The following is a 26,996-nucleotide window of genomic DNA, read 5'->3' as shown; positions in this document are numbered from 1 at the left end:
TTAAACTCTTCTGTCAACAGCTTCGGCGCCCACAATAATAGGGTCGTGAGGTTTACCTGTACGGCCACCTACTCCGGCAACTACCGCACCTAAGGCAAGGGCTACAAAGGTCCAGATGGCAGCGCTTGAGGCGGCTTCGGCAATTTGAGCACCGGTTTCTTCAGCTTCCTGTGCTACCTGGTCGGTAAACTGGTCTACTTCCTGCTTTGCTACTTCATACTTTTCTATCATTACATCGGCCACATCGCTGGCTTCTTCTTCGCTAAGGTTCGTCTGGCTGGCAACGGCATTTACAACCTCCTGGCGTTCTACATTCATGGCAAGTTGTCCGTTGTCGAAGAATACCTGCTGAGCAATTGCTTTAATATCCTGAGTAGAAATATTTACATCAGTGTTCAGGTTCTGACGGACATTCTGTACCGTATTGGTAACAGACTGCTCAATAGAGTCCGGTACCAGCGCCACATTTTCGCGGCTGCTCAGTAGCTGGTCTACTTCCTGCTTAATTTCATTAAAGCTGATTAAATTGCTTTGGTTCTGGCTGTTCTGATTATTAGTATTTTGGCTGTTATTATCAGCTACTGCCTCAATACCGGAACTCGCAGCCGATATGGTGTTTGATACAACACTTCCTACTCCGCTGATTAGGCTGCCTACAGCTGTGGTCAGTATCCAGAAGGAAACAAGGGTGTACAGGCACCATGATAAAATTCCGTGCATGGTACTGGTAGAGCCTTTAGGAACGCCTGCCATTCGGCCTGCTACATAACCACCGGCAAAAATGGCAATGAGGTTACTAACGATCCACCAGATGAGGGTGCCAATTCCAAGTCCTGCAAAAGGATTTGCTTCTTCTACAGGATTAATGGAGCCAAAGCCAATACCTATACCTAACAGGTTAAGCAGCATCATGGTAACAAGGGCAACCAGTGTACCTGCAATAATGGCGCCCCATGAAATTCGCCTTAAAAAAGGAGTGCCCCCGCGCATTGCCGCTGTGGCCTCGGTTCCGTAAGTGTTATAGTCTGTTCTTCTGTCCATGGTTAAAAATGATTTGGTTTCGTGAAAAAATACAATATAGCTGGATATACGAGATTAATATCTTATTGTTTTTGAATGGCTTACATAATTGGACGCTGCACGAGGCTTCTTCAGGTGCAACAAAAAGAGATAAAAGGTAAAATTATTCACTCCTTCATCTTTACGTTTGCCATATGAGTCGGGATGGTACACAAAAGCCTTATTGGATAAAGGAGGGGAGCTGTAAGGAGCCTGGGGGCGGCGTTTCTGTGGCTGTAGTTAAATATAAAAAAGAAAAACCCCGACCATTGCTGACCGGGGTAGAAAGTTATTCAAACAATGGAGGTAAAGGTTGGGGTTGAATAAGGTCTCTATGTAATTCTGATGTTATTGCTTTGTTGATTATATGCCAGAATTGGGGAGGGCCAAATATTCCCTTGTCTTCTATCCTATTTGGATAGCCCACCAGCTTAGGGAGTAAGTGAAGATGGTCTGATGAGCGGGGAGATTTGTTTTTGATTGAATCTTGTATAAGATCTCTGAAAGTACCTGCTATAATATCTGTAAGTTGAAGGAGCTCGTTTTGAAGAGTCACTCCATAATTAAAAAGTGTGCACGTCTCCTTAAGGCTTCTTGTTAGTTCTGTTTCTTTCCATGTGGCAAAGGTGCTTTCCAAGATCGACTCTAAGCCTCCTCTTCCTTTAGGGAATCTATCTAAAACTATTTCAAAAGATTCATTTTTGTGCTTAGGTAGACATTGTGCTGCAGTATTGAGTATATCTAAGAAGCTGCTACCCAAGTTTCTGTTTCTTTGGTTTGTGAAATTTGTTTCACCTGAACAGATATCCCAAGAAATAACAACTTGAAATGGAAACCCAGATATTTCCTTTATTATCTCTTTTCTTATAGTATATTGGTTGGTTTTTAGATTTTCGTATAAATCTGGTCTTTTAATATTATCTAAAAAGAATCTCTCTACAGTATCCCCATTTTTATACTTGATCGGTCTCCCTTTAAGATTGTATTTTCCTTTTATGGCTTGAATTACTTTGATTATTGATTGCTTCTCACTATCAGGAATAATTAATCCCACCAAAATATTGGCATCTGGCTGCCTTTCCTTCGTAAAGAGGTGAGCATCAGCATCATCTATAGTACATGTCATTGTTATCTATTGTTATTTGTGTTTTAAAGAAAAGCCCCTTTTTAGAGGGGCTAATCCATCGTTTGTAAACTAAATAGTTGGCTAAGACAAAGTTTTAGCTTCCGCAGGCTTCGCAGGCGTCGGGGTTATCGAGAGAGCAGGCCATGTCGGAGCGGTTCTGGTCGAGTTGTTCGGCAGTAATCTGCTCCTGCTGCTTTTGCTTCTCCACGGTAAACTGTATGGCCGAAGCGGCTGCTTTGGTACGCAGGTAGTACATACCGGTTTTGAGGCCCTTCTTCCAGGCGTAGAAGTGCATGGACGTAAGCTTTCCGAAGTTCGGGTCCTGAATGTGTACATTGAGGCTCTGGCTCTGGCAGATATACGCGCCACGGTCGGCGGCCATTTCAAGAATGGTTTTCTGCGAAATTTCCCAAACCGTACGGTAAATATCCTTGATGTTCTGCGGAATCTGAGGAATACCCTGAATGGAGCCATTTGCTTCAATCAGACGGTTCTTCATGTTGTCATCCCACAGGCCAAGCTTAATCAGGTCTTTCATCAGGTGCTTATTCACCACGATAAATTCACCGGAAAGGGTACGGCGGGTATAAATGTTGGTAGTATAGGGCTCGAAGCATTCGTTGTTCCCCAGTATCTGCGAAGTAGAGGCCGTTGGCATTGGCGCTACCAGCAGAGAGTTACGAACGCCATGCTTGCGAACTTCCTGCTTCAATGCAGTCCAGTCCCAGCGATTGCTTTTAGGTGTTACACCCCACATATCGAACTGGAAAATGCCCTTGCTTACCGGAGAGCCTTTGAAGGTCTCGTAAGGTCCTTCTTTTATCGCCAGGTCTTTGGAGGCCGTCATGGCCGCATAATAAATTGTTTCGAAGATGTCCTCGTTCAGGCGCTTGGCTTCTTCCGATTCGAATGGCATGCGCAGCATGATAAAGGCATCGGCTAAGCCCTGTACGCCTAAACCAATGGGGCGGTGGCGCATGTTGGAGTTGCGCGCTTCCGGTACCGGGTAATAGTTGATGTCAATAACCTTGTTCAGGTTTTTGGTGGCTACATAGGTAATGTCATACAGCTTTTTATGGTCGAAGTACAGCTTACCATTTTCACCTTCGGTCACAAACTTCGGAAGGGCAATAGAAGCCAGGTTACATACGGCTACCTCGTCCGGAGCGGTGTACTCCATAATTTCGGTACAGAGGTTAGAGCTCTTAATGGTACCGAGGTTCTTCTGATTGCTCTTGCGGTTGGCATGGTCTTTATACAGCATGTATGGCACGCCCGTTTCGATTTGCGATTCAAGAATTTCGAACCACAGGTCCTGCGCTTTTACCTGCTTACGATAGCGACCTTCGCGCTCATACTTTTCGTACAGCTTTTCAAACTCATCGCCATAGCAGTCGGCAAGGCCGGGTGCTTCGTTAGGGCAGAAGAGCGACCACATTTCATTGCTCTCCACGCGCTTCATAAAGAGGTCGGAAATCCAGAGGGCGTAGAAGAGGTCGCGGGCACGCATTTCTTCTTTACCGTGGTTCTTTTTCAGCTCCAGGAAGTCGAACACATCGGCATGCCATGGTTCGAGGTACATGGCAAAAGCGCCTTTACGCTTACCGCCGCCCTGGTCTACATAGCGGGCAGTATCGTTGAATACGCGAATCATGGGTACCAGGCCATTGGAGGTGCCGTTGGTGCCTTTAATATAAGAGCCTGTTGCGCGAATGTTATGCATGCTCAGGCCAATACCACCGGCAGACTGTGAGATTTTAGCACACTGCTTAAGGGTATCGTATATACCGTCGATGCTGTCTTCCTTCATGGTCAGCAGGAAACAGCTCGAAAGCTGAGGCTTGGGCGTACCGGCGTTAAAGAGCGTAGGCGTGGCGTGGGTAAACCACTTTTCGCTTAGCAGGTGGTAAGTTTCAATGGCGGCCTCAATATCTTCGCCGTGTATACCAATGGCAACACGCATGAGCATATGCTGCGGACGTTCCACGATTTTACCATCGAGCTTCATCAGGTACGAGCGCTCCAGCGTTTTGTAGCCGAAGTAGTCGTAGCTAAAGTCGCGGTCGTAAATAATGGTAGAATCGAGCAGGGCCGCGTGCTTTTTAATTACGCCATAGGTTTCCTTAGAGATGAGCGAAGCATTTTCACCGGTTTTAGGGTCTACATAGGTGTAGAGCCGCTTCATGGTGTTGGTGAAGGACTTGCTGGTAGTTTTATGCAGGTTAGAAATGGCAATACGAGCTGCCAGGAGGGCGTAATCGGGGTGGCGGGTGGTCATGCTGGCCGCTGTTTCGGCAGCAAGGTTGTCGAGCTGTTGAGTGGTTACACCATCATAAATGCCGTTGATGACCTTTTTGGCAACATCTACCGGATCAACGTAATGGGTGTCGAGCCCGTAGCACAGTTTTTCCACTCGGGCAGTTACTTTGTCGAACTTTACCGATTCTCGTCTTCCGTCGCGTTTTATAACAAACATTTGTAAAGGTTTTAAGGTGTTGGTCTTGTACTTTTAAAATATACACCTGAAGGTGCAGGCTTCCGGCAAGCCGAAAAAATGGTTGCCAGTCCGGAATTCCATAGGTGGCCCTTCGGCCCCCTGGACTACCCATCGGGGACTACCCGTCAGGGACTAAAAATCTTCGTCGAGGGAAAACTTGGGCTTATCACCGTCTTCCTCATTCTTCATTACACCAGCTTTCTGGTATTCGGCTACCCTCTTCTCAAAGAAGTTGGTTTTTCCCTGCAGGGAAATCATCTCCATAAAGTCGAAGGGGTTTTTAGAGCCATATTGTTTCGGGCAGTCGAGCTCCCCGAGCAAACGGTCGGCCACAAATTCAATGTACTGGCACATAAGCTCGGCATTCATGCCAATCAGACCCACAGGCAATGCATCCGTTACAAATTCTTTTTCTATTTCCACCGCATCTTTAATAATTGACACCACGGTTTCTTTAGGAAGCTGGTGGTTGAGGTGCTTGGTGTAGAGGTGGCAGGCAAAGTCGCAGTGCAGGCCTTCGTCGCGCGAAATAAGTTCGTTAGAGAAGGTAAGGCCCGGCATGAGTCCACGTTTTTTAAGCCAGAAGAGTGAGCAGAAAGAGCCGCTGAAGAAAATACCTTCCACTGCGGCAAAAGCCACGAGGCGCTCGGCAAAAGAGCCTTCGTCTATCCAGCGGAGGGCCCATTCGGCTTTTTTAGCCACGCAGGGCATGGTTTCGATAGCTTTGAAGAGGCGATCTTTTTCCTTGCCGTCTTTAACATAAGTATCGATAAGGAGCGAGTAGGTTTCGGAGTGGATGTTCTCCATGGCAATCTGGAAACCATAAAAGAATTTGGCTTCGGTGTACTGCACTTCCGATACAAAATTTTCGGCCAGGTTTTCATTTACAATGCCGTCGGAAGCGGCAAAGAAAGCGAGTACGTGGGAGATGAAGTGGCGCTCGCCGTCATTCATATTATTTTCCCAGTCGCTCATGTCCTGGCTCAGGTCAATTTCCTCGGCCGTCCAGAAGCTTGCCTCTGCTTTTTTATAAAACTCCCAGATGTCGTTATGCTGAATTGGAAAAAGAACAAAGCGGTCTTTATTTTCTTTCAGAATGGGTTCTTCTGCTTCGGCTTTACGGCTCATGTTTCCTTTTATTTTATTAATAAATATTACGTGGAGCGGATGGCTGTTTGTATGGCAACAAATAGAGCTAGCGATCCGGAAAAAGGCCCCTGGAATTTTGTGGGGGTGTGTTTACAAATATTAAAAAACTAACGGTCATTTACAACGTCTTGTTTTTCCTTTAAAGTAATCCACATGCTTTAAGCGTTTGTGTAAGTACACTATATTAACTGCTTGTTAAGCAGAAAGTTACATGAATAATTTTTTTTGAAATATTGGTTTTGTTCTACTTTCGTAACCCTCTATATATCAGCCTGTAAGAGAATGAAAAGGCCTATTTTTTTTTGCCACTTTTTATTCACAACGGCCTGTGTATAAGTTTGGCACCATTTTGGTTTGATGGACAGGCATTCTTACATGATTTTGATATTAGTGAAATATTTTCTACTTTTGCGGTTCTATAAATCATAGACCGTATAATAAATATTTCAATGTACGCAATAGTTGACATACTAGGAAAGCAGTTCAAAGTAACGCAAGACCAATTCGTTTATGCTCCAAAGATGGAGGGCGAAGAAGGCGCTTCCGTAGAATTCGACCAGGTATTGCTGATAGGCAATGGCCAGGATGTCGAGGTAGGTGCCCCTGCAGTAGCGGGTGCCAAGGTATCGGGTAAAATACTCGGACACCTGAAGGGTGATAAGGTAATAGTCTTCAAGAAGAAGCGCAGAAAAGGCTACAGAAAGAAGAATGGTCACCGCCAGGAATTTACTAAAGTTTTAATCGAAAAAATTTCAAAGTAGTTGGCGGTGTTGGTTTAATTTAGCCAGCAACTCATCACTAACAACTAAAAAACTATTTAATACTATGGCACACAAGAAAGGCGCAGGTAGTTCCCGTAACGGTCGTGAGTCGCACAGTAAAAGACTTGGTGTAAAGATTTTCGGTGGCCAGCATGCCATTGCCGGAAACATTATTGTACGCCAGAGAGGTACACAGCACCATCCTGGCGAAAATGTAGGTATTGGTAAAGACCATACCCTTTTTGCTCTAACCACTGGAACTGTAACCTTCAAGAAGACAACCAACGGCCGCTCATACGTTTCTGTTGATCCAATAGAAGCTTAAGGCAGCTGCTCTCTGAGCAGGATAGCATATATTAGAAGCACAGCATAGTTCATCTATGTTGTGCTTTTCTTTTATCCTCTCTTTTTGCCGGAGTCGGCATAGCTTCTTTTCATAACAAAGTTCATTTGTGGATGTTGTAATCCCACAACAGTATAAAAGTACTTCAGGAGTCATAGTTATAAAGCTAGCGGAAACCGCCTGGCTAGTAGGTTATTCTGTAAAATAACATTGTTTTATTATTTAGAGAATAAATTTTTTGAGGTAACTTAAAAGCGGGAAGCTATTTTTTTGTTGTATAAGCAGGCCGTATCCCTTAGCAGGAGGGGCAGTCCCGAAAAAGTATAGCCCAGCAACCAGCGTATATGAAGATAGATCTACCAGACCCTAAAAAAATAGTAGCTGTATTTGCGCTCCTGGGGCTGTTGTGGGTTTATCTCTCCGGCGAATTGCTCTATCGCCTTGCAGGCCCGTCTGATTACCTGGATGTGGAGATGATGAAGGGCTTCTTCTTTATAATAGTAACGGCTGCTTTGCTGTTTTTTTTACTGCAGCGCTACCAGGAGAAGATGGAGCAAAGTTTAGGGCAGTGGCAAAAAAGCGAAACTAATTTCCGCAGATTGTATGAAGAAAGTCCGCAGCCCATGTGGATTAGCAACGAAGAGCAAAAGGTGCTCTTTATGAACCAATCTGCACTTCAGCTATTTGAGTTTTCTGCAGCCCCACAAGAAGTTTTACCCGAAGAAATTCCTGCTTTGGACAGGCAGCATACTCCCTGGAGTTTTCTAGGCAAGGAGGGAGATGAAGGCCAGGGGGTGCGCCAGTTTGTTTCCTCCAGTGGTAAGATACTGTATCTCGACCTGATGGTGCAGTCAATAGAGTACCAGCAAAAGCCTGCAAAGCTCGTAATGGCCAGTGATGTTACCCGCCTGGTGAAGGTCGAGAAGGAGCGCCTTCGCATTAACAATGAGCTAATCCACTACAAAAAAGCCCTCGACCGGAGTGCGCTGCTGTCGGTAACCGACATCGATGGTATTATCCTGGATGTAAATTCTAAATTTTGTGAAGTAAGCGGCTACAGCAGGGAAGAACTGCTGGGGAATAGCCATAGTATGATAAAGTCCGGCTACCATTCCGACGCTTTTTTCAGGAGGCTGTATAAAACGGTGCGAAGTGGCGAAGTATGGAGAGGTGAGGTATGTAACCAGGCAAAGGATGGCAGCCTTTTTTGGGTGGACCTGGCCGTGGTGCCGGTGCAGGATGAGTTTAATGGAGTACACCGTTATATGACCATCGCCTATCCGGTTACTGACCGTAAAATGGCAGAGCTCCGTTCGGAGAAGGTGCACCAGGAGCTGATGACCTTTATGTACAAAGCCAGCCATAATTTACGTGGCCCGGTAGCGACCTTAAGCGGCCTGTTGAATATCGCTGCCATTGAAGTGAAAGAAGATTTTTCACTCCATTATATCCGGCTGCTCGAGGAGCGTACCCGCCACCTTGAATTTGTGTTAAATGAATTAATTGCCATCACTAAAATTAAGCAGGAAGACCTGAGCATAGGCCCTGTTTGTATGCGATCGCTCGTGGAGCAGGTGTGCAGTGCCTTTGAGGCAGACTTCCATAAATACCAGCTGAAGGTGGAAAATAAAATTCAGCTTGAAGAGCCTTTTAACAGTGATGAGAAGCTGGTAAGGAGTCTCCTGTTTTACCTGCTCGATAACAGCGTTAAATTTCGCAATAATAATGAGCCGAAAATAACCATAGAGGTAAAGGCGCAGGCGCAGGGCATTATGCTGTCGGTAGCCGATAATGGCCCTGGTATCAGCGAAAGCATTCGGGACCGGATCTATGAAATGTATTTCCGGGGCCATGAAAAGTCAACAGGCAGCGGACTGGGCCTATACATCGTTAGTAGTATCGTTGAACGGCTGGGAGGGTATATAAACTTAAAGAGTCAACTGGGACTCGGGAGTACCTTTATTGTTTACCTGCCTAGTGCAGAGCACGCCGAAAAACAACGGAATGGCAACAGTAGCCTCTTTCTGAAAGATCGGAAAGCGAAGCGGGTTAAAACTGATAATGAATAACCTGCTGAAAGAAATTTCCAATTACTCCTGCATCTACAAAAATACTGAAGGCAATGCCGAAGAGTGCGCCATAGAAGTGGGCATCGTGGTTAATATTGTCGGCCATTTTCTTGCCCTGGTAGTAGGAGTAAATCAGGAAAAGCGGCCCCAGGATAAAACCCGGGATACACAGGATGCCATAGAGGCAGAGTGGCTCTACCGGAAAGAACATGATGCTGCAGAAAATAACGGAGGCTACGCCACCCGATGCGCCAAGTGAGCGGTAGTGCGGTCGGTCTTTATATTTCAGAAAAGTAGGAATATCCGATACAATTACGCCAATCAGGAATAGGGTGAGCAGGTAGGCAAATCCTTCGGGACCAAACATACTATTAAAAAGATATTCTATGTTGGCCCCGAAAAAGTAGAGAGTAAACATATTAAAGAAAAGGTGCACCCAGCCGCTGTGAACAAAGCCTCCTGTAATAAAACGAAAGTACTCGCTCCGATGCTTTACACTGTAGGGATGGAAGAGCAGCTTCTCCTGCAGTGCAGGCTTTTGCCAGGCAATAATACTAATGGCAGAAGTAAAGACAATAAGAAAAAGGGTGGTCATTATTTGTCGCGCATTATAAGTTGGTGGGTAAAGCTGAGGAGCCTCTTTTTTCGCTCTTCGGGCAGCTCGAGTTGGTCGAGGAGGCTAAAAGCCTGCTCAAAATATTCATTCATTTTGGCCTCGGTAAGTGCACGTATACCTAATTGCTCATAAATAGCAGTAATGGCAGCTACTTTTTCTTCCGGTTCATAGCTGGTTTTTTGCAGCCAGCTTTGGAGCTGAGTAGCGGTGGCGCCTTCTGCTCTTTCAAGGGCATTAATCAGCAAAAAGGTTTTTTTGTTGGAAAGAATATCTCCCCCCACCTGTTTGCCAAACTTTTCCTTATCGGCATATACATCCAGTAGGTCGTCCTGGAGCTGAAAGCCTATGCCTATGTTGGTGCCAAACTGATAAAGTTGTGCACTTTCAGCCTCAGAGGCACCGGCCAGCATGGCGCCCAGCTCGAGGCTAAAGCCCAGCAGCACGGCCGTTTTTAACCGTATCATGTTCAGGTACTCTTCCTGGCTTACCTGCTGGCGGCTTTCGAAGTTCATGTCGAACTGCTGCCCTTCACATACCTCGGCCGCGCACTGGTTAAATTTTTGCAGTACGCTTTTTAAAATAGCCGGCTGGGCATTTAACAGCAATTCATAAGCCTTTACCAGCATTACATCGCCGCTCAAAATAGCAATATTGGCATTCCACTTTTCATGCACCGTAGGCTCGCCGCGCCTGAGGGGCGCCTGGTCCATAATATCGTCGTGCATGAGTGTGAAATTATGGAATACCTCTACGGCAAGCGCAGGTTTAAGGGCGTTTGCCGTATCTTCTTTCCAGAGTGAATGCCCTAAAAGGGTAAGCACCGGGCGGAGGCGCTTACCGCCCAGTGCCATCATATAACGGATGGGCTCATACAGCTCTGCCGGATCTTCACCGAAAGTGTAATGGGCAATTTCCCTGTTAATGGTATCTACCAGGCCGTGGAGGTAGGGGTCCTTCATATTATTCTTTAGCAAACTCCAGATCGATGGTGCGGCGATCGATATCAGTATTCGTTACCCGCACCTTTACTTTATCGCCCAAAGTAATCATCTTTTTATTGCTTTTGCCAATGATCCGGTAATTTTGCTCGTCATATTCGTAGTAATCGTCCTTCATGTCCGAGAGGCGCACCATGCCTTCGCATTTGGTTTCTACAATCTCTACATATATGCCCCATTCAGTTACGCCGGATACTACGCCTTCGAATACTTTATCTTCCTGCAGTTGCATAAATTCAACCTGCTTGTACTTAATGGAAGCACGTTCGGCATCGGCGGCACGCTTCTCCCGCTCGCTGCTATGCTGGCAGAGCTTTTCATACTTTTCCTTACCGGCCGATTTGCCACCGTCGAGGTAATGCTGTAACAGGCGGTGCACCATCATATCGGGATAGCGGCGGATGGGAGAGGTAAAGTGGGTATAGTGCTTAAAGGCCAGGCCAAAGTGGCCGTCAGGCTCCGTCGTATACTTGGCTTTGGCCATACTGCGGATGGCCAGGGTCTCCAGCACATTCTGCTCCGGCTTACCTTCCACATCGGTTAGCAGCTTATTCAGGGAGGCCGAAATAGCTTCTTCTTCGGTGCTGAGCTGGTGGCCGAATTTACGGGCAAAAACCGAGAAGGCTTCTAATTTTTCTGCCTTGGGCGAATCGTGGGTACGATAAACGAAGGTTGGGCTGGTTTTTCGTGATTTGCCCTTGTTGTAGATGAACTCCGCCACCCGCTTGTTGGTCAGCAGCATCCATTCCTCAATCATTTTATGGGCATCTTTTCGCACCTTTGGAATAACTTCCAGTGGCTTTCCTTTTTCGTCGAGCCTGAATTTTACTTCGGTGGTTTCGAAATTGATGGCCCCGCGCGAAAAGCGCTCGGCCCGCATTTTTAGCGCCAGGGTGTTAAGAATAGTCAGCTCCCGGGCAAAGTCGCCCTGCAGACTTTCTATCCGCTCCTGAGCTTCTTCGTAAGTAAAGCGGCGGTCGGAGTGGATAATGGTGCGGCCAAACCATTCAGAAATAATCTGTGCATTCTGGTCCATCTCGAAAACAGCCGAAAAGGTCAGTTTATCTTCATTAGGCCGCAGGGAGCAAAGCTCGTTCGACAGCCTTTCGGGCAGCATTGGAATGGTGCGGTCGACCAGGTACACAGAGGTAGCGCGTTCAATGGCTTCTTTATCGAGTACGGTGCCAACCCCTACATACTGCGATACATCAGCAATGTGGATACCTATTTCGTAGTGGCCGTTCTCGAGCAGGCGAAGCGAAAGGGCGTCGTCAAAATCTTTGGCATCGAACGGGTCGACGGTAAGGGTAGTTACCTGCCGGAAATCGCGGCGTTTAGCTATTTCTTCGTCGGTAATATTTTCGCTGATGCGTTTGGCCTGTGTTTCCACACCCTTCGGGAATTCGAAGGGCAGGTCGAACTCGGCCATAATCGAATGGATTTCTGCTTCGTTTTCTCCGGCTTTCCCTAATACCCGCACCACCTTACCTTCGGGGTTTTTGCTTTTGCCCGGCCATTCAGTAATGCGGACGATTACTTTCTCGTTGTTCCTGGCCCCGGCAATCTGGTCGTTGGGAACGAAAATGTCGTGGTGCATTTTGCGGCTGTCGGGTATTACAAAGGCAAAGCGGGGAGAAAGCTGGATGCGCCCCACAAACTCTTCGCGGGCGCGCTCAATAATTTCTATCACCTCGCCTTCGAGCCGCTTTTCGCTGCTTTTGCTGCCATACAGCCGAACCCGCACGGTATCGCCATCGAGGGCGAATTTCAGCTTATTGGCATTGACCATCGCATCCTGCTCCAGCTCTTCGGAGATGATATAGGCAAAGCGGGGATTCACAAAATCGACCTTGCCGGTTATCTCGTCGGGTTGTGCGGTGCTGCGGTAGCGGCCGTCGGACGTTAATTCAACCTCATCGGCCTTTACCAGTTTATGAAGGGCAGCCTCCATGGTTGCTCTGGCATTCTTTGTCTGCAGGTCCAGCTTCTGGATAATGTGCTTGGTGCTGATGGGGCGGGTTTGGTTCTTTTCCAGCAGTTGCTGAATTCTTTCCTTCATTGTTGCTACTTCTGCCTTGGGAACTGAAGAAGCCTTTTTTGATAATTTTTTCTTTTTGCTCATATAATCATAAAAAATTTTAGCCTCCCATTTTTCGCTGGGCCAGTTTGCGGGCCAGCTGGGCCTTCCGGATATCTTCCAGGTGGCCATGAGGAATTGCCTCAATCAGGGTTTTAGTATAGGCTTCCTGAGGGTTTTCATATAGTTGTTCAGGATAGCCGGCTTCTACCAGCCGGCCGTTATTCATTACCAACACCCTGTCAGCGATAAACTTAATGACCGACAGGTCGTGGGAAATAAAAATATAGGTGAGCCCGAAGTCCTGTTTTAGCTCATTCAGGAGGTTTAGCACCTGCGCCTGCACGGAAACATCGAGCGCTGATACGGACTCATCGCAAATAATAAACTTCGGCTCCAGCGCTAATGTTCGGGCAATGCAAATCCGTTGTCGCTGACCGCCTGAAAATTCGTGTGGGTATCGGTTAAAATAGTCGGGCTTCAGGTTTACTCTTTCCAGCAGGTACATCACCTTTTCTTTGCGCTGCTGCTCGTTTGCCAGTACGCCATGAATCTTCATAGGCTCCATGATGGCCCTTCCAATTGTATGGCGCGGGTTCAGAGAGGCGTAGGGGTCCTGGAAAACAATTTGCATTTCGCTTCTGAGCCGGCGCATTTCCTTCTCCTTCAGTTCATTAATGCGCTGTCCTTCAAAATAAATATCGCCGGCAGTGGGCTCAATTAAGCGCAGCAGACTTCGGCCCAGCGTGGTTTTCCCGCAGCCCGATTCTCCTACCAGCCCCAGTGTTTCGCCGGGGTACACTTCAAAGCTCACATCATCTACCGCCTTAACGATTTCCTGCTTGCGGCTAAACCAGCTGCCGCCATCAGTAAAATAGGTTTTAAGGTTTCGCACTTCCATAATCGGTGGCTTTTGAAGCAATGCCTGCTGATGCTGCTCAATTTCGGCCTGGCTCTGGACATTAAACAGTAAGGCTTCGCCGACAGAGTTATACTTTTGCGATTTTTTCTCTGTAAGTGCACCTTCGGCATCCATCCCCATAAAATCCGATACGGTCGGCAGTACCTTCAGCTTCATGTCAAGCCTTGGGCGGCAGGCGAGCAAACCTTTGGTATAGGGGTGCTGCGGATTGGAGAAAATATCCCAGATAGGACCTTCTTCCACAATCTTTCCCTGGTACATTACCAGCACCCGGTCGGCCACCTCGGCAATTACGCCCAGGTCGTGGGTAATAAATATAACCGAAGTTTGCAGCTCCTGCCGGAATTCGGCAAATAACTTCAGAATGTTAGACTGCACCGTTACGTCCAGGGCTGTGGTGGGCTCATCGGCAATAAGGAGCTGGGGGTTGCAGGAGAGAGCCATGGCAATCATGACCCGCTGCTTTTGCCCCCCTGATAGCTGGTGCGGGTAAGAGTTAAACGCCAGCTCCGGCTGAGGTAGTCTTACTCTGCGGAACAGCTCAAGCGTCCGCTCTTTTGCCACTTTACCATTTACCTGCTGGTGAAGGAGTATCGACTCCATTACCTGGTCGCCGCAGGTGTACACCGGGTTGAGCGAACTCATCGGCTCCTGGAAGATCATGGAAATTTCATTTCCCCTGATCTGGCGCATCCGGGGCGATGGGAGGCGAACCAGATCAACCTCGCCCAATTGTTTGGAGTGAAAATTAATGCTGCCACCAACTATAGAGCCGGGCTGGTCGACGAGCCGCATGATGGAAAGAGCGCTGACTGATTTGCCAGAGCCCGACTCGCCAACAATACCAATAGCCTCGCCTTTATTAACTGTAAAACTTACTCCATCGACCGCCCGAACAACCCCTGCCCTGGTATGAAACTGCGTTTGCAGGCCCTTTACTTCTAATAAAGGCTCCTGTGGACGGTCGGGCAGGTCGGTAGGGAAATGCATGAATGGCTCGAAGGTGTTCTTTTCTATTATAATATTATAATGTTACTACAAATATAGGACTTGCCCCTTCAAAGTAGCATGAATGTAATCAAATAGGAAAAAAAGAAACAATAAGCTTCTGATAATAAAAGCACTTAAAAAGCATTAATGTAAAAATTAGCAGAATTAACTTGAATAATTTACTGTTTTAGGCTTAAAGTCCATAGCCTTCAGGCTAATTAATAGCTCTGGTAGCTGTAGCTTTGCACAAAATAAAAAGATGGTGAAAAATGTTCGGGAAGAGCCTGGAAGCCTGTCGGAAGATTGGCTGAAAGTAGGTGTAGAGTTGTTTTCGAAGGAAGGGAATCCACACATGGAGGCAGCGATGCTCAGTCGGGCTTTAGGCCGGAGCAGCACGGAGTTTTATCGTCTTTTTAAAGATGAAGAATATTTCCTGTACCGAATGGTGGAGTACTGGCGAAAGGTTAAAACAACCCGCATTATAGAATCATTTGCCAAATTATCCTATAAAGCAAGACTGGAAAAGCTGGTGGATATGGTATTTGCCGATCGTTCGCTCCATGATTTTCTCTTCTATTTAAGAAAGCAGGCACAAAAGGATGGTAAACTGGCTACCCTTCTCGCTGATATTGAAGAGGAGCGAATTGACTCCACCCGACATATCTTTAACGGGCTTGGTTTTGGTGTAAAGGAAATAGACCTGAAGGGCGAGCTGCTGTATAGTTTTTATCTTGGCTGGTATGAGCGATATAAATACCAACCTTTTACCCCTGCCCTCCGGAAGCAGGTGCTGGAACAAATTGAATATCTTGTAGGAATAGGAGATTAATATTTTATACCAGTACAATTTGTTTGTCGCTCAATAGCGGACTACAGCGGTAGCGCATGAATACCTGTGCGGTGGTAATTACATCCTGCTGTCCCCGGCTAATGATTTGCTGCAGGTCTTTCTCTTCATAAAAAACATCCTTTACTTCCGAGCCCCGAAGCTGGCTTTCATTCGTCGGAATATCGAAGATAGCAGCGAGAGTTTCCAGTCCTACCAGGTATTTCCGGTTACCAAACATCCACATTTCCATCGTATCGAGGTGGGGGACTTCCCAGGGCTTTTTGCCGGCAAAACTGAGCACCGGCGGAATAGGAACACAATGAACCAGCATTCGCCGACAGAGATAAGGAAAATCAAATTCTTTGCCGTTATGGGCACACAGGCGGAGGCTATTCTGGTCAAAACGGTCCTGCAATAGTTTTATAAACTCCTCCAGCACTTTTCTTTCATCCTCTGCATCATTCATTGCTTTTACCCTAAGCTCAAGGTCCCCTTCCGGCTCCGGCCGGTGAAAATAGCCGACGGAGATATTGATGATCTTGCCAAACTCGGCATAAAGGCCGGCCTGGGAAGCATAAAGTGCTTCGGGGCTATCTTCTTCAGCTTCCAGCTGAACGGCCTTTTGTCGCCATGCCTGCTGTAGTCGAGGATTAAGGTCTTTCAGCTGTGCTGCCTGCGGTACAGTCTGGATGGCAACAAAAAGAATGTTTTCGAGGGGGCGGGTATGTGGCATATTTCCGGATAGTTTAAGGAGCTGCGCAATAGCAGCTTCCTAAACAGCTAAATACCGATTTCCCGCTAAATGTTTGTCCTCCTATTACAATTAAGCTCCTGTAGCAGGAAGAGGAAGACTATAAAAAGCGTTCAATTATCCGCATCAGCTTTTCCAGCTGCTGCTGATCCTGCTCATCAAAATCATTCAGCTGGTCGCTATCCACATCAAGAATGAGCGCAACTTCTCCATTTTTAAAAGCTGGCAGCACAATTTCCGATTTAGAGTCTGAGCTGCAGGCGATATGCCCCGGGAAAGCATCCACATCCGGTACTAAAACAGTTCGTTTCTCGGCCCATGAAGTACCACAAACGCCCTTTCCTTTATTGATACGCGTACAGGCAACAGGTCCCTGAAATGGCCCCAGCACCAATTGCTCGTCCTTTACAAGGTAAAAGCCTACCCAAAAAAAGCCCATGCCGTACCGGAGGGCGGCGGCAATATTCGAAAGGTTGGCAATTACATCTGTTTCGCCGGTAATGAGTGCTTCAATTTGCGGAATCAGGCTCTCGTAACGTTCCTGTTTATTTGCAGATTCTGATATGATTAAATTTTCAGCCATTTTATTTTTTCGTTGTTGGTTATTTGTTGATAGTTGTTCGGTGGTGGCTAATGCCAGGTGGTTATGTAGAACAGGGCTTTATGAAGCTCCTGATTTATGGTTCACAGGCAAATAAATCTATTGTCCATTGTCCCCTATCTCACGTCTTCAGTCTCCCTCCTAAATTCTCAGCTGTTCAGGAAAACATCGAGCCGGTCTTCGAAAACGAGCTGGCTTTTCCATAGTTTTCCTTTAGGCCGGGGGGCATAGAAACCTTCGCCAAAGGTTTTGGGTGCGGTAAAGATACGGCTTTCGTCCCACAATCCCTTTGCCAGCAGGAGCTCCAGCAATTGGGGACCACCTTCGACAATGACAGATTGTATTCCCCCCTGGTGCAGGTCCTGCATCATTTCTTCCAGAAAGTGTGCCTCGTTGAGGCGGATGAAAGCCAGGTTTTCTTCCCTGGCGTTCTCTTTTAAATTATAACAGCGGGTAGGCTGCTGCCGGTCAAATACATGGTAATGCCGCTCCAGCTGCAGCTGCCGGTCGATAATGATGCGGAGCGGATTTTGCCCCTGTACCGGCCAGCTGCGCACATTTAGCTGCGGGTTATCATACTGCACCGTTTGCCGACCCACCATAATGGCATCTTCTTCGGCGCGCCATTGGTGCACCAGCTTTCGGGCCGAAGGGTTACTGATCCACTTGCTGTCGAAGTTAGGCCGGGCCATATAGCCATCGACCGTCTGAGCCCATTTCAGGATAATGTAGGGTCGCTTTTTTTCAATAAAAGTAAAAAAGCGGCGGTTCAGCAGGCGACCTTCTTCCTCCAGTATACCCCAGCGCACCAGTGTTCCTGCCTCTGTTAAGAGCTGGAGGCCACCGCCTGCCACTAAAGGGTTCGAATCGGTGTTGCATACAACCACTTCCTTTATGCCTTTTTCAATAAGCAGATTGGCGCAGGGAGGCGTTTTGCCCCAGTGAGAACAGGGCTCCAGGCTTACGTAGGCGGTACTTTCAGGAAGCAGATCCTGGTCGGTTACGCTGCGGATGGCATTTACCTCTGCATGAGGCCCTCCATATTGCTGGTGCCATCCTTCCCCAATAATGCGGCCCTGGTGCACGATTACACAGCCCACCATCGGGTTTGGGCTTACACGGCCGAGGCCATTGCGGGCGAGATCCAAAGCCCGTTGCATAAAAAGTACATCTGCCTCCATGGTGTAAAGTTAATGAAGGTGCTTTAAAATTTTTACATAGGTTTTCGTTAATAACGCTTAATTTTTATCTGTACCCCAGTTTTGCCATTCTTTTATCAAAGAATATTTAAAGGCAGTGCAGGGCAGGAGGGCCTGGCAGGTTTTAAGTTCGGAAGAATCTTTACCTTTGTACTTATGCCTGATATGGAGAAAACATCTGTTAAAGCGGTTTACCAGCAAATATTGAACCGCCTGCAGTCTGCGGTGGGGGCCGAAGAAGCGAGTCCGCAGGCTTACTGGCTATTGGAAGGTTTGTTTGGGAAGAAAAGAATGGATGTTATAATGGATGCACCCCTGCAACTAGTGCCGGAGGCGAAAGAGCAACTTGAAGATGTTTTGCGGCGACTGGAAAAAGGAGAACCTATACAGTACGTGCTGGGAGAGGCACCTTTTTATGGCAGGAGCTTCAAAGTTAATCGTGCGGTGCTTATCCCACGACCTGAAACAGAGGAGCTGGTACAGCTTATTTGCGGCCAGTACGGGAGTAAACAAGACTTAAAGCTGCTCGATATTGGTACAGGAAGTGGCTGTATTGCTACAACGCTCGCATTAGAACTGCCTGGCCCGAAGGTATATGCCATAGATGTAAGTGCCGATGCCCTGCTGCTGGCGGAGGAAAACGCCCGCCGGTTAGGTGCTGAAGCCGAGTTTATAGAATGTAATATTCTTGAAGATTACCCCACAACCCTTCCTTCGCTGGATATTATCGTAAGTAATCCTCCCTATGTGATGCGGAAGGAAGCTTCCCTGATGAAGGCAAATGTATTAGACTGGGAGCCGGCAGTCGCCCTCTTCGTGGAAGATGAAGATCCGCTCCTGTTTTACCGGTGCATTGCCTGCCTGGCCAGGAAACAATTAAAAAAAGGAGGCAGGCTTTACTTCGAAATCAATGAAAGTTGTGGCAAAGAAGTGGTAGAAATGCTGGAAAAGCAGGGGTTTAGTGATATTGCTATCCACCAGGACCTGCAGGGGAAGCCCCGGATGGTAGAGGCGCGGTGGCGCGAGTAGAGTTGTTATAGTTCTTCGATGAGCCAGAAAGGACCATCTGCCTCTATTTGAATACTGGTAGCCGCTTTTGTCCTGAATTTTTCTGTTCCGGTAAGAATACTTTGCTCCAACGGTGGCTCCAGCCCTTTGGTAGAAAACTGGCAGGAACTCTCGGGGTGCAGGCGTACTGTTTCCCCTGCCGTATACCATTTTGTATAGGCGCCCGAACGGCAAAGGCAGTACCGCTCCTGCCCGTAAATTACCACTACATCTTTTATAAGCTGTTGCTTGTTTAGCAATGACAATAGCTCCTGTAGTTCTTCTTCAGCTTCTGCATAAATATTAACCGCCCGGTGCTGCTTTTCAGCCAGGTAGCGGAGCGCGGGAAGTAAAGGTGCTTCCTCCGGTGCAAGGTTAATGAGCTGAAGGGGCGCCTGCTGTTCAATTTCCTGGCTAAGCAGCGCCTGCTGCTCCGCGCCCGCTACTAACACATCTGCTTTGATTCCCTGCGTATTCAAAGCCTGAAAGGCTGCGGAATTAACGACCAGTGTAGGACTCCATTCCAGCAAAGGGCCCAATTGTGTTAAAGAAAGTGTATTTGAAGTGAGGATAAGTAGCGCAGGCTCCTGTGCCTCCCGAACAACGTGGTGGCTCGACATAGCTCAGTTCTTCATTTGTAAATTCTGGTTCAGTTGCCGGATTTCCTCCCACTTCCAGCGGGACTTTAGCGGAACCTCCTGATAAACCTGTTCGAAATACCTGCGAACGATCTTTATCAGCTCATCAGGGGCAATACTGGAGGAGTATATCGTTCTGTTAAGGGGATGGTCGAAGCGCTGTTCCTTCGATAGCTTTTCTTCCGTTAGCCGTAGAATGGGGCCGGTATCGGTGATTTTATCGCTTCGCCAGAGGTAGGGGGAATCTTCCTGTCGGTTTAGCTGGTTGGCCAGTGGCTGCAGGTCGATGCGGGGAAAGCATTTGCGGGTACAGTCTATCCAGGTAGTGTACTTGTACTCCAGTTCGTAGCGCTGGTTATTGTAAAGGGAAAGAACCATATCGGCCCCGGCGCTTTGGCTGAAGAGGGCGTAGTAATGGAGCGGTTCAGGTGTTTGAACTATCAGCAGGCGGATGTTTTCCCGTAATTCAATATGGCTGCTAGGCTGCCGGAGCGCTTCCATGCCCGCCAGTACCTGCTCATACTCCTCCTGCCAGTCGTGTTTGTAATCCTCCGGATTTTTAAGTGCCTTTTCGAATTGCTGCAGGAAGAACTGATACTTACTTATACAAAGTCTGATTTCATTTTTTCCCGGTGCATAAGAGGCAAAAGGGGCGTAAAAGCGTTCCTTTTCTACATAGTTTATCCAGCAGACCAGCTGAAGAGCGAGATGATCTTCGGCTGTTTCAAGAGTTAGCTCCCTAAAGTCGCCCACAAGGGCCATTTTTCTGAGCAGCTGTTGGTGCTGCAGGGCCAATGATGGGTTGCAAAGGCTCCATACTCCTAAAAAGCCATCAATATCAAAATGGTTATTGGTAACATACTGGTACTGTTCAAGCTCAGGCAATTGCTGCTCCAGGGCATTTAAAACAATTCCTGTGCTGGTATCGTCATGTACCTCTTCTATTTTAGGGGCCCCCCGCCAATGCGAGAGCACCAGCCCATCGGGATGAAAGCAGTCGACTACCAGTACATTCGGGTACATGGAGAGTTCGTTGAAGGGCACAAATTTTTTTGCCATCTGTAAGGAATCCTGAAGTTCTTCCAATATACTATCGTATCTTAAAAGTACAAAGTCTGGCTGAATAGTTCAAAGTGGAAACTTAAAAAGCCTTTTGTCGAAACAAAAGGCTTTTTACAATCTTCCGGCTAATTTACAGCTTCACGGAAAGGTTTAGCAGGAAATTAGCTCCGGCCTGCGGATAAAAATAATTATAATAGCTAACATCTCCTTCGTACCCATAACCATAGGTATACCCGTTTGACTCGTACAGGTGGTTGAATACGTTGTTGACCAGTAAACCGGCATTCAGCTCTTTTACAAATCCAGGGCGGAAGGTGGCGGTGAGCCGCATGTCGTTTACAAAGTAGGCCTCCAGGGCTCTGGAGTTGCTCTGGGTATTGTCGAGGTACTGTTTGCCCACATACTTTGGCAACATACTTAATTCGAGCCACCGCCATGGGCGGACACTAATAATTCCTCCTGCTACAATGGAAGGAGAGAAGGAGATGGTGGTTTCTTCAAAATCATTGTAAATAATTTCGCTGGAGCCATCTGCCAGATAGTTGTAAAGTACTTCGGTAAAGTTCCTGATTCTGTTGCGGCTAAAAGTAGCATTAGCGGCAATTTCAAGCCAGGATTCCGGGCGGAGTTCGGCCTGCAGTTCAATCCCGGTCCGGTAGCTGTCGTCTACGTTAGTGCGGATGCTGGAGCCCACATCATTCAGCTCACCAGTCAAAACAAGCTGATTTTTATAGTTCATCAGGTAGTAGTTAGCCGTAAAGGCGTAGTGCTCACTTCTTCTGCTATAGCCGAATTCGATATTATGTAGCTTTTCTGCCTTGGGTATGGTTCCCTCCGGGGCGTCTATAAAGTCATTCCTGACAGGCTCCCGGCTGCCTTTGGCATAGGAGGCATAAAGTCGGTCGAGAGGACCAAAGGCATAGGTGAAGCCCACCTTCGGATTAAAGAATTGGTAGTTGAAGTCTCCTCTTATCGTACGGAGGTCGTTGTCAATGCCTGCATATTGATAAGTTATCAGGCGTTCCTGCAGGTCGAGGAAGAGGTGAAGCTGTTCGGTAAGCTGGTAAAAACTTTTCAGGTATACATTCAGGTCTTTCTTTTCAGCGGTATTGTCGTAGTAACGGTCGCGGATATTGCTATGGCCTGCATATTGCGACCAGATAATTTCGCCAAAGTGGTCGCCCAGGTAGCGGTTCCAGCCTCCTCCCAGCACGAACTGCCAGCGGTCGGAAGGCTCATAATCGGCCGACCAGGTAGCGCCGTAAAAGTGGTTATCGAGCCAGCGGCGGCGAATCAGGTCGGTGGTGTAAATGGTGTCTTGTTCAGAGCCTATCAGCAGAGAATCAATGCCGAAGGGGGGGTAATCGGCAAAATCATCATCTTCCCGGTACTGTTCGTAGTAGCCCCGGCCGCGGGTATAGTGAAGCGCGCCGTTGAGCGTAAGCTCCGGAAGTAGGTCATGGGCCAGCAGCAACTGGTAATGGTCCTGCTGATAGTTATCAGTTTCGTTCTCGTACGTATAGTAATTATAAGTTCGGTCCGTTTCAAGGAGTTCTTCGGGGGTGCCATACCATGCCTGGTAGGTTTGCTCCTGCCCGCTAAATACATTTGCTTTTATAAGGGTGCGTTCGCCATAGTAGCCGCCTGATACATAAAATGATTTAAGGTCGGAAAAAGCACGGTCAATATAGCCGTCGGAGCTAATTTTGGAGAGACGGGCATCGACAGCAAACTTTTCGTTGATGAGGCCGGTGCCGGCTTTTACCGTATGCTTCCAGGTATTAAAGGAGCCGTAACTGTTATCAATAATGGCATAAGGCAGAGGATTCAGGATGCTCGTCTGGATATTGACAGTCGCCCCAAAAGCAGCAGCCCCATTCGTAGAGGTGCCCACACCTCTTTGTATCTGTATGCTTTCTACGGAAGAGACAAAGTCGGGCATATTTACCCAGAAGACGCCATGCGATTCGGCATCATTCATAGGAATGCCATTAACAGTTACATTAATCCGTGTAGCATCAGAGCCCCGAATACGCATGCCGGTATAACCTACACCGGCCCCGGCATCGGAAGTAGTTACCACCGAGGGAGTCAGGTTGAGCAGGTAGGGTATGTCCTGGCCGAAGTTTTGCTTTTCAATTTGCTCCCGATCCACCTCCGTAAAAGTGGTGGGGGTGTTTTCGGTAGCGCGGGTGGCGGCCACAATTACCTCTTCGGTATATAGGCTGCCTTCCGAAAGGCGAATATCCAGCTGCTGATTACTTTGTATCACGATATTTTGCCGGTAAGGCTCATAGCCTACATACGTTACCAGCAGTACATAAGGGCCGGCATCCACTTCTTCCAGCTTAAAATGGCCGGTAAGGTCGGTAGCGGTAGCATAAGGGCTCTCCAGCAGGCGAACCGTTGCGCCGACCAGTGCCTCGCCCGAAGCAAGGTCTCTTACAGTACCTGTAAGCTGGTATTGCGCCAGGAGGCTAAATGGCAGCAAAAGGAAGTTAAACAATAAAAAAAAGATCTTCTTCATGGTTTTGTTTAATTAAAATAAAACATGCGCTGCACATCAGGCAAAGCTGTTGTGCGCGAACACATAAAGAAGGGGATAGTGAGATAGTGCAATACGAGCCGAAGGTTCGTATTTGGTTTCCCTACGCCGGCATTACCCGGATCAGGTGCTTGCTCCTGCTGCAGTCAGGAGCAAAGGGTATAATCTCAGCCCGAAGTATTAGGGCACCCCTTGTTAATGGATTCTTGCCGGCAAAGGTAGAGATAAAATGCGGCCATGAAAACGAAAAGGCGAAAAATTATGTACTACCCGATAAAAGAGAGTCAATAAGCTGTATGGCTCGCTTTAAGCGGGTTTCTCCCAATCCGCTGATAACCTGGAAGGGAAGCTGTTGCAACTGCAGATGTTCTTTATACAGTTTAAAGAAATATTCGCGAAGGTGAGGATGCTCACGCTGCGGGTCCGGTTGCCAGGGCATATCAATGTCGGGCAGGAGGTATTGGGTGTAGGAATGCTCCTGCCACTGGCGGAGAATCCAGGGATGGCAGCGGCCATAGGAGTGCTCGCTCCATATTTTAAGCACCAGCATGCCGGTGTCGCAGAATAGCAGGCGATTGGCCTTCCTGGCTTTCTGTTCCTCAAGAGCCATTTGGGCTTTTGCGATTTCCAGCAGGTCCCTTTCCTGATAGGGACGGCCAATTTCTTTTAAGTAAGTCCGGGCCACCTCAGGCACCCACTCTGTTTGGTAATGGGCGGCAAGAGCCTGGGCAAGCATACTCTTGCCGGTCGATTCAGGGCCGGTGATCATGATGCGCTTAACCATCAGGCGCTGAGCTGGTGTTGATATTGCTTCTGCCACCTCAGGTAGCCGGCAATGGCAATAACAGTATATAGCAGGAAGAGTAAAGCGGTAAGGTAAAGATCCCTGCTGGCATAGAGGTAAACGGAGGCGGCATCAATCACCACCCAGTACAGCCAGTTTTCCAGCACTTTTTGAGTCACCATCCAGGTAGTAAAAAGACTGAAAACGGTGGTAAAGGAATCGAGAAGAGGATTGGCCGCATCGGTATACACCTCCAGTGTCCAGCCCAGCAGGAGCGTAGCCGCTGTATTTGCCAAAATAATGAGCAGATGGGTTTTGAGGGACCAGCGGATAATAGGCAGGGAATTTTCTGCCGAAGCCGGACCTTTACTTCTGCCCGACCACGACCACCAGCCTACTACTGCCATTATTAAATAGAAAATCTGCAGACCGGTTTCGGCATACAGCCGGGCCTCCAGGCAAAGGTAAACGTAAATACAGACGCTCAGGAAGGCAGCCGGCCAGCACCAGATGCTTTCCCTGGCCGCCAGCAGCACATAAGTCAGGCCAAGGAGAACCGCCAGGCCTTCCAGCCATGTCATGGCCACGAGTGCTTCGCGAATAATAAGCTGAAATTCCTGCAGGTTCATAAGCCTGATGAATGGTTACGCGCTGCAAAGCTATAAAAGTCTGGACAAGCACGCCAGTTTTAAAGAAAAGCAGGCTCTTTTATTTTGTAGGTGAGGGGGCGATCCTGATAATCAGTCGCTTATAAATGCTTTCTTTTTATCTTCGGTAAAATTACTTAATTTGTCTTAATTGCAGACTTTCCCATAGCCGCCATTGGAGGAAGGAAGAGAGAATGGATGTTCGGTCAGGCGCTTAAATGATAAGATAAAAGAAATGAAATCTCTACAAGTGCATGAGTTAAAGCAGCGACTGCAGTATGGTGAAAAATGGCTGATACTGGATGTTCGTCAGCCCGAGGAATATGCCATCTGTAATTTTGAGGGAGTGGCTGAAACAGTGCTGATGCCGTTAAACAGGCTCCACAGCAAGGAACTGGAGTTGCCGCAGGACCGCCCCATAGTAGTGACCTGCCACCATGGAGTGCGCAGCAGGTATGCCATAGAGTACCTGGAGAGCTTAGGTTTTACCAAGCTGTATAACCTGGAGGGCGGCATCCACGCCTGGGCTACGGAGGTAAATGACCAGATGCCGGTATATTAATCTGCCGGAGTCTAAAGTGCTGAGGCGGAGGGGTTGAGGGCGATAATGAAGCTGCCCTACCTTCTTCGGCCGGTACAGGCAAAAGTACCTGGCCTGTAGGGGAAAATATTTTATCGTGCTGCTTTAAATTACTTTTAAAGCTCATTGTTTATCTGTACTTTTGACCGGCAAATAAAACCACCATAATTTTATTTGCCATGACTCCCGATTCTTCTAAATTCCTGTTCGAGGCCCTGACCTACGACGATGTGCTCCTGCTTCCCGGCTATTCCGAGATTCTCCCGCGCGACACAGATACCACTACCCAGCTTACCAAAAACATCCGACTGAATATACCCCTGGTGTCAGCCGCCATGGATACGGTTACTGAAGCGGACCTGGCAATTGCGATGGCCCTGGAAGGCGGCCTTGGCTTTATCCATAAAAATATGCGTGCCGATAAGCAGGCAGAGCAGGTGCGCCGCGTAAAACGCTCGCAGAGTGGCATGATTCTCGACCCGGTTACCCTGCTGGTCGACTCTACTGTGGCCGATGCCGTCCGTATTATGCGCGAATACAAGATTGGCGGTATACCCGTGGTAGATGCTGACCGGAAACTGCTCGGCATTATCACCAACCGCGACCTTCGTTTCCAGAAGAACATGAAGGTGCCCGTGAGCGACATTATGACGAAGGAAAACCTCATTACAGCTGATACCAGTATCGACCTGCATAAAGCAGAAGATATCCTGCAGGAGTATAAAATAGAAAAGCTTCCTATTGTCGATAAAAGCGGTAAGCTCAGCGGCCTCATCACCTATAAAGACATTCTGAAGAACAGAGACCGGCCCAATGCCTGTAAAGATGAGTTTGGCCGCCTGCGTGTAGGAGCTGCCGTGGGGGTAACGCCGGATATGCTGGAAAGAATAAAGCTGCTGAAAGAAGCGGGTGTGGATGTAATTAGTATCGATACCGCCCATGGCCACTCCAAAGGAGTAATTGATGCCACCAGAAAAGTAAAACAAACTTACCCTGAGCTGGAGTTGATTGTTGGCAATGTCGCTACCGGCGAAGCCACCAAGGCACTTATTGAGGCCGGGGCCGATGCTGTGAAAGTAGGGGTAGGTCCTGGAAGTATCTGTACCACCCGTGTAATTGCCGGCGTAGGAATGCCGCAGCTTTCGGCTGTTTACGAGGCGTCCAAGGCGGCAAAAGGCAGTGGCGTTTCTATTATTGCCGACGGTGGTATCCGTTTCTCGGGCGATGTGGTTAAAGCCCTTGCAGGTGGCGGCGACTGTGTAATGATTGGTTCCCTGCTGGCAGGCACGGAAGAAGCTCCGGGTGAGGTAATTATTTATGAAGGCAGGAAGTTTAAATCGTACCGCGGTATGGGCTCGCTGGAAGCCATGGAAGATGGATCGAAAGACCGCTATTTCCAGGATGCCGAAGATGATATTAAAAAGCTGGTGCCGGAAGGAATTGTAGGCCGTGTACCCTATAAAGGTAAAGTGGAAGAAGTGCTCTACCAGATGACCGGTGGCCTTAAGGCCGGAATGGGCTATTGCGGAGCGGCTACTATACCCGATTTGCAAAAAGCAAAATTTGTAAAAATTACGGCTGCAGGAGTGCGCGAGAGTCATCCGCACGACGTAATGATTACACGCGAAGCACCTAATTACAGCCGCTAATCTGGGCAAAAGCACCTGAAAATGCTTCAGGTTTTTTAAAAAATTACTACCTTTAAA

23 protein-coding genes are annotated in these 26,996 nt (G+C 47.8%); 7 read left to right on the top strand and 16 right to left on the bottom strand.

The window, feature by feature from the left end; genetic code table 11:
• The 4 genes from F752_RS0102235 to F752_RS0102220 form a co-directional block, all read right to left on the bottom strand.
• The gene (locus F752_RS0102235) at positions 1-1,041 is read right to left on the bottom strand and encodes a hypothetical protein (RefSeq protein ID WP_017730098.1); all 1,041 of its coding nucleotides are present in this window, start codon (positions 1,039-1,041) and stop codon (positions 1-3) included.
• A gap of 307 nt (positions 1,042-1,348) precedes the next feature.
• Positions 1,349-2,185: a hypothetical protein gene (locus F752_RS0102230; RefSeq protein ID WP_017730097.1), complete on the bottom strand. Its 837-nt coding sequence runs from the start codon at positions 2,183-2,185 to the stop codon at positions 1,349-1,351.
• Between the two features lie 94 nt (positions 2,186-2,279).
• Positions 2,280-4,661, bottom strand: a complete 2,382-nt coding sequence (locus tag F752_RS0102225) for a ribonucleoside-diphosphate reductase subunit alpha (RefSeq protein ID WP_017730096.1) — start codon at positions 4,659-4,661, stop codon at positions 2,280-2,282.
• 153 nt (positions 4,662-4,814) lie between these two features.
• A complete protein-coding gene (locus tag F752_RS0102220) occupies positions 4,815-5,810 on the bottom strand; it encodes a ribonucleoside-diphosphate reductase small subunit (RefSeq protein ID WP_017730095.1) in 996 nt (331 codons plus the stop codon).
• Positions 5,811-6,280: 470 nt separating this feature from the next.
• On the opposite strand from F752_RS0102220, the gene rplU reads away from it, so the two are divergent.
• The 3 genes from rplU to F752_RS0102205 all read left to right on the top strand — a co-directional run bounded on the left by rplU (position 6,281) and on the right by F752_RS0102205 (position 9,004).
• The gene (rplU, locus tag F752_RS0102215; RefSeq protein ID WP_026135460.1) at positions 6,281-6,592 is read left to right on the top strand and encodes a 50S ribosomal protein L21; all 312 of its coding nucleotides are present in this window, start codon (positions 6,281-6,283) and stop codon (positions 6,590-6,592) included.
• A gap of 64 nt (positions 6,593-6,656) precedes the next feature.
• Positions 6,657-6,917, top strand: a complete 261-nt coding sequence (gene rpmA / locus F752_RS0102210) for a 50S ribosomal protein L27 (RefSeq protein WP_017730092.1) — start codon at positions 6,657-6,659, stop codon at positions 6,915-6,917.
• A gap of 362 nt (positions 6,918-7,279) precedes the next feature.
• On the top strand, positions 7,280-9,004 hold the full coding sequence (locus tag F752_RS0102205) for a PAS domain-containing sensor histidine kinase (RefSeq protein WP_017730091.1): 1,725 nt from the start codon (positions 7,280-7,282) through the stop codon (positions 9,002-9,004).
• Here F752_RS0102205 and F752_RS0102200 read toward each other — a convergent pair.
• The 4 genes from F752_RS0102200 to F752_RS0102185 are packed head-to-tail and all read right to left on the bottom strand — an operon-like array spanning position 8,985 to position 14,607.
• Positions 8,985-9,599, bottom strand: a complete 615-nt coding sequence (locus F752_RS0102200) for a rhomboid family intramembrane serine protease (protein ID WP_017730090.1) — start codon at positions 9,597-9,599, stop codon at positions 8,985-8,987. The genes F752_RS0102205 and F752_RS0102200 overlap by 20 nt on opposite strands.
• Positions 9,599-10,579 carry a polyprenyl synthetase family protein gene (locus F752_RS0102195; protein WP_017730089.1) on the bottom strand — a complete coding sequence of 327 codons (981 nt, stop codon included), beginning with the start codon at positions 10,577-10,579 and terminating at the stop codon, positions 9,599-9,601. Before F752_RS0102195 ends, F752_RS0102200 begins: the two co-directional genes overlap by 1 nt.
• 1 nt (position 10,580) lies before the next feature.
• Positions 10,581-12,740: a ribonuclease R gene (rnr, locus tag F752_RS0102190; protein ID WP_026135459.1), complete on the bottom strand. Its 2,160-nt coding sequence runs from the start codon at positions 12,738-12,740 to the stop codon at positions 10,581-10,583.
• A gap of 16 nt (positions 12,741-12,756) precedes the next feature.
• Positions 12,757-14,607 carry an ABC transporter ATP-binding protein gene (locus F752_RS0102185; protein ID WP_017730087.1) on the bottom strand — a complete coding sequence of 617 codons (1,851 nt, stop codon included), beginning with the start codon at positions 14,605-14,607 and terminating at the stop codon, positions 12,757-12,759.
• Between the two features lie 259 nt (positions 14,608-14,866).
• Between F752_RS0102185 and F752_RS0102180 the strand changes: the two genes are divergently transcribed.
• Positions 14,867-15,436 carry a TetR/AcrR family transcriptional regulator gene (locus tag F752_RS0102180; protein WP_017730086.1) on the top strand — a complete coding sequence of 190 codons (570 nt, stop codon included), beginning with the start codon at positions 14,867-14,869 and terminating at the stop codon, positions 15,434-15,436.
• A gap of 4 nt (positions 15,437-15,440) precedes the next feature.
• Here F752_RS0102180 and F752_RS0102175 read toward each other — a convergent pair whose 3' ends face one another.
• The 3 genes from F752_RS0102175 to ribD form a co-directional block, all read right to left on the bottom strand.
• Positions 15,441-16,169 carry a ribonuclease H-like domain-containing protein gene (locus tag F752_RS0102175; RefSeq protein WP_017730085.1) on the bottom strand — a complete coding sequence of 243 codons (729 nt, stop codon included), beginning with the start codon at positions 16,167-16,169 and terminating at the stop codon, positions 15,441-15,443.
• 118 nt (positions 16,170-16,287) lie between these two features.
• Positions 16,288-16,770 carry a GAF domain-containing protein gene (locus tag F752_RS0102170; protein ID WP_017730084.1) on the bottom strand — a complete coding sequence of 161 codons (483 nt, stop codon included), beginning with the start codon at positions 16,768-16,770 and terminating at the stop codon, positions 16,288-16,290.
• A 167-nt stretch (positions 16,771-16,937) separates the two neighbouring features.
• The gene (gene ribD / locus F752_RS0102165; protein ID WP_017730083.1) at positions 16,938-17,969 is read right to left on the bottom strand and encodes a bifunctional diaminohydroxyphosphoribosylaminopyrimidine deaminase/5-amino-6-(5-phosphoribosylamino)uracil reductase RibD; all 1,032 of its coding nucleotides are present in this window, start codon (positions 17,967-17,969) and stop codon (positions 16,938-16,940) included.
• A gap of 183 nt (positions 17,970-18,152) precedes the next feature.
• Here ribD and prmC point away from each other — a divergent pair, with 183 nt between their 5' ends.
• The gene (gene prmC / locus F752_RS0102160; RefSeq protein WP_040664021.1) at positions 18,153-19,016 is read left to right on the top strand and encodes a peptide chain release factor N(5)-glutamine methyltransferase; all 864 of its coding nucleotides are present in this window, start codon (positions 18,153-18,155) and stop codon (positions 19,014-19,016) included.
• A gap of 5 nt (positions 19,017-19,021) precedes the next feature.
• Here the strand turns inward: prmC and F752_RS25135 are convergent, their stop codons facing one another.
• The 5 genes from F752_RS25135 to pnuC all read right to left on the bottom strand — a co-directional run bounded on the left by F752_RS25135 (position 19,022) and on the right by pnuC (position 24,692).
• On the bottom strand, positions 19,022-19,654 hold the full coding sequence (locus F752_RS25135; RefSeq protein WP_017730081.1) for a hypothetical protein: 633 nt from the start codon (positions 19,652-19,654) through the stop codon (positions 19,022-19,024).
• 3 nt (positions 19,655-19,657) lie between these two features.
• On the bottom strand, positions 19,658-20,731 hold the full coding sequence (locus tag F752_RS0102150) for a DUF6687 family protein (RefSeq protein ID WP_040664015.1): 1,074 nt from the start codon (positions 20,729-20,731) through the stop codon (positions 19,658-19,660).
• A 133-nt stretch (positions 20,732-20,864) separates the two neighbouring features.
• Positions 20,865-23,261, bottom strand: a complete 2,397-nt coding sequence (locus F752_RS0102145) for a TonB-dependent receptor (RefSeq protein ID WP_017730079.1) — start codon at positions 23,259-23,261, stop codon at positions 20,865-20,867.
• 277 nt (positions 23,262-23,538) lie between these two features.
• Complete coding sequence (locus F752_RS0102140) at positions 23,539-24,099, bottom strand: AAA family ATPase (protein ID WP_236613966.1); 561 nt, start codon at positions 24,097-24,099, stop codon at positions 23,539-23,541.
• The gene (pnuC, locus tag F752_RS0102135; RefSeq protein WP_017730077.1) at positions 24,063-24,692 is read right to left on the bottom strand and encodes a nicotinamide riboside transporter PnuC; all 630 of its coding nucleotides are present in this window, start codon (positions 24,690-24,692) and stop codon (positions 24,063-24,065) included. The genes F752_RS0102140 and pnuC overlap by 37 nt, the downstream gene beginning before the upstream one ends.
• 253 nt (positions 24,693-24,945) lie before the next feature.
• Between pnuC and F752_RS0102130 the strand changes: the two genes are divergently transcribed.
• On the top strand, positions 24,946-25,272 hold the full coding sequence (locus F752_RS0102130; protein ID WP_026135457.1) for a rhodanese-like domain-containing protein: 327 nt from the start codon (positions 24,946-24,948) through the stop codon (positions 25,270-25,272).
• Positions 25,273-25,469: 197 nt separating this feature from the next.
• Positions 25,470-26,939 (top strand): IMP dehydrogenase, encoded by a 1,470-nt coding sequence (guaB, locus tag F752_RS0102125; protein ID WP_017730075.1) that lies wholly within the window; start codon positions 25,470-25,472, stop codon positions 26,937-26,939.
• Positions 26,940-26,996 lie beyond the last annotated feature (57 nt).

It is taken from the genome of Nafulsella turpanensis ZLM-10 (assembly GCF_000346615.1).
Taxonomy (GTDB): Bacteria; Bacteroidota; Bacteroidia; order Cytophagales; family Cyclobacteriaceae; genus Nafulsella; species Nafulsella turpanensis.
Note: the sequence above shows the minus strand (reverse complement) of the source record. Positions and strands in the feature narration are given on the sequence as shown.

What these genes read in the sequence shown, in the direction of transcription:
- F752_RS0102235 (WP_017730098.1), bottom strand. Translation starts at nt 1,041, where the DNA reads ATGGACAGAAGAACAGACTATAACACTTACGGAACCGAGGCCACAGCG.
- F752_RS0102230 (WP_017730097.1), bottom strand. Translation starts at nt 2,185, where the DNA reads ATGACATGTACTATAGATGATGCTGATGCTCACCTCTTTACGAAGGAA.
- F752_RS0102225 (WP_017730096.1), bottom strand. Translation starts at nt 4,661, where the DNA reads ATGTTTGTTATAAAACGCGACGGAAGACGAGAATCGGTAAAGTTCGAC.
- F752_RS0102220 (WP_017730095.1), bottom strand. Translation starts at nt 5,810, where the DNA reads ATGAGCCGTAAAGCCGAAGCAGAAGAACCCATTCTGAAAGAAAATAAA.
- rplU (WP_026135460.1), top strand. Translation starts at nt 6,281, where the DNA reads ATGTACGCAATAGTTGACATACTAGGAAAGCAGTTCAAAGTAACGCAA.
- rpmA (WP_017730092.1), top strand. Translation starts at nt 6,657, where the DNA reads ATGGCACACAAGAAAGGCGCAGGTAGTTCCCGTAACGGTCGTGAGTCG.
- F752_RS0102205 (WP_017730091.1), top strand. Translation starts at nt 7,280, where the DNA reads ATGAAGATAGATCTACCAGACCCTAAAAAAATAGTAGCTGTATTTGCG.
- F752_RS0102200 (WP_017730090.1), bottom strand. Translation starts at nt 9,599, where the DNA reads ATGACCACCCTTTTTCTTATTGTCTTTACTTCTGCCATTAGTATTATT.
- F752_RS0102195 (WP_017730089.1), bottom strand. Translation starts at nt 10,579, where the DNA reads ATGAAGGACCCCTACCTCCACGGCCTGGTAGATACCATTAACAGGGAA.
- rnr (WP_026135459.1), bottom strand. Translation starts at nt 12,740, where the DNA reads ATGAGCAAAAAGAAAAAATTATCAAAAAAGGCTTCTTCAGTTCCCAAG.
- F752_RS0102185 (WP_017730087.1), bottom strand. Translation starts at nt 14,607, where the DNA reads ATGCATTTCCCTACCGACCTGCCCGACCGTCCACAGGAGCCTTTATTA.
- F752_RS0102180 (WP_017730086.1), top strand. Translation starts at nt 14,867, where the DNA reads ATGGTGAAAAATGTTCGGGAAGAGCCTGGAAGCCTGTCGGAAGATTGG.
- F752_RS0102175 (WP_017730085.1), bottom strand. Translation starts at nt 16,169, where the DNA reads ATGCCACATACCCGCCCCCTCGAAAACATTCTTTTTGTTGCCATCCAG.
- F752_RS0102170 (WP_017730084.1), bottom strand. Translation starts at nt 16,770, where the DNA reads ATGGCTGAAAATTTAATCATATCAGAATCTGCAAATAAACAGGAACGT.
- ribD (WP_017730083.1), bottom strand. Translation starts at nt 17,969, where the DNA reads ATGGAGGCAGATGTACTTTTTATGCAACGGGCTTTGGATCTCGCCCGC.
- prmC (WP_040664021.1), top strand. Translation starts at nt 18,153, where the DNA reads ATGGAGAAAACATCTGTTAAAGCGGTTTACCAGCAAATATTGAACCGC.
- F752_RS25135 (WP_017730081.1), bottom strand. Translation starts at nt 19,654, where the DNA reads ATGTCGAGCCACCACGTTGTTCGGGAGGCACAGGAGCCTGCGCTACTT.
- F752_RS0102150 (WP_040664015.1), bottom strand. Translation starts at nt 20,731, where the DNA reads ATGGCAAAAAAATTTGTGCCCTTCAACGAACTCTCCATGTACCCGAAT.
- F752_RS0102145 (WP_017730079.1), bottom strand. Translation starts at nt 23,261, where the DNA reads ATGAAGAAGATCTTTTTTTTATTGTTTAACTTCCTTTTGCTGCCATTT.
- pnuC (WP_017730077.1), bottom strand. Translation starts at nt 24,692, where the DNA reads ATGAACCTGCAGGAATTTCAGCTTATTATTCGCGAAGCACTCGTGGCC.
- F752_RS0102130 (WP_026135457.1), top strand. Translation starts at nt 24,946, where the DNA reads ATGAAATCTCTACAAGTGCATGAGTTAAAGCAGCGACTGCAGTATGGT.
- guaB (WP_017730075.1), top strand. Translation starts at nt 25,470, where the DNA reads ATGACTCCCGATTCTTCTAAATTCCTGTTCGAGGCCCTGACCTACGAC.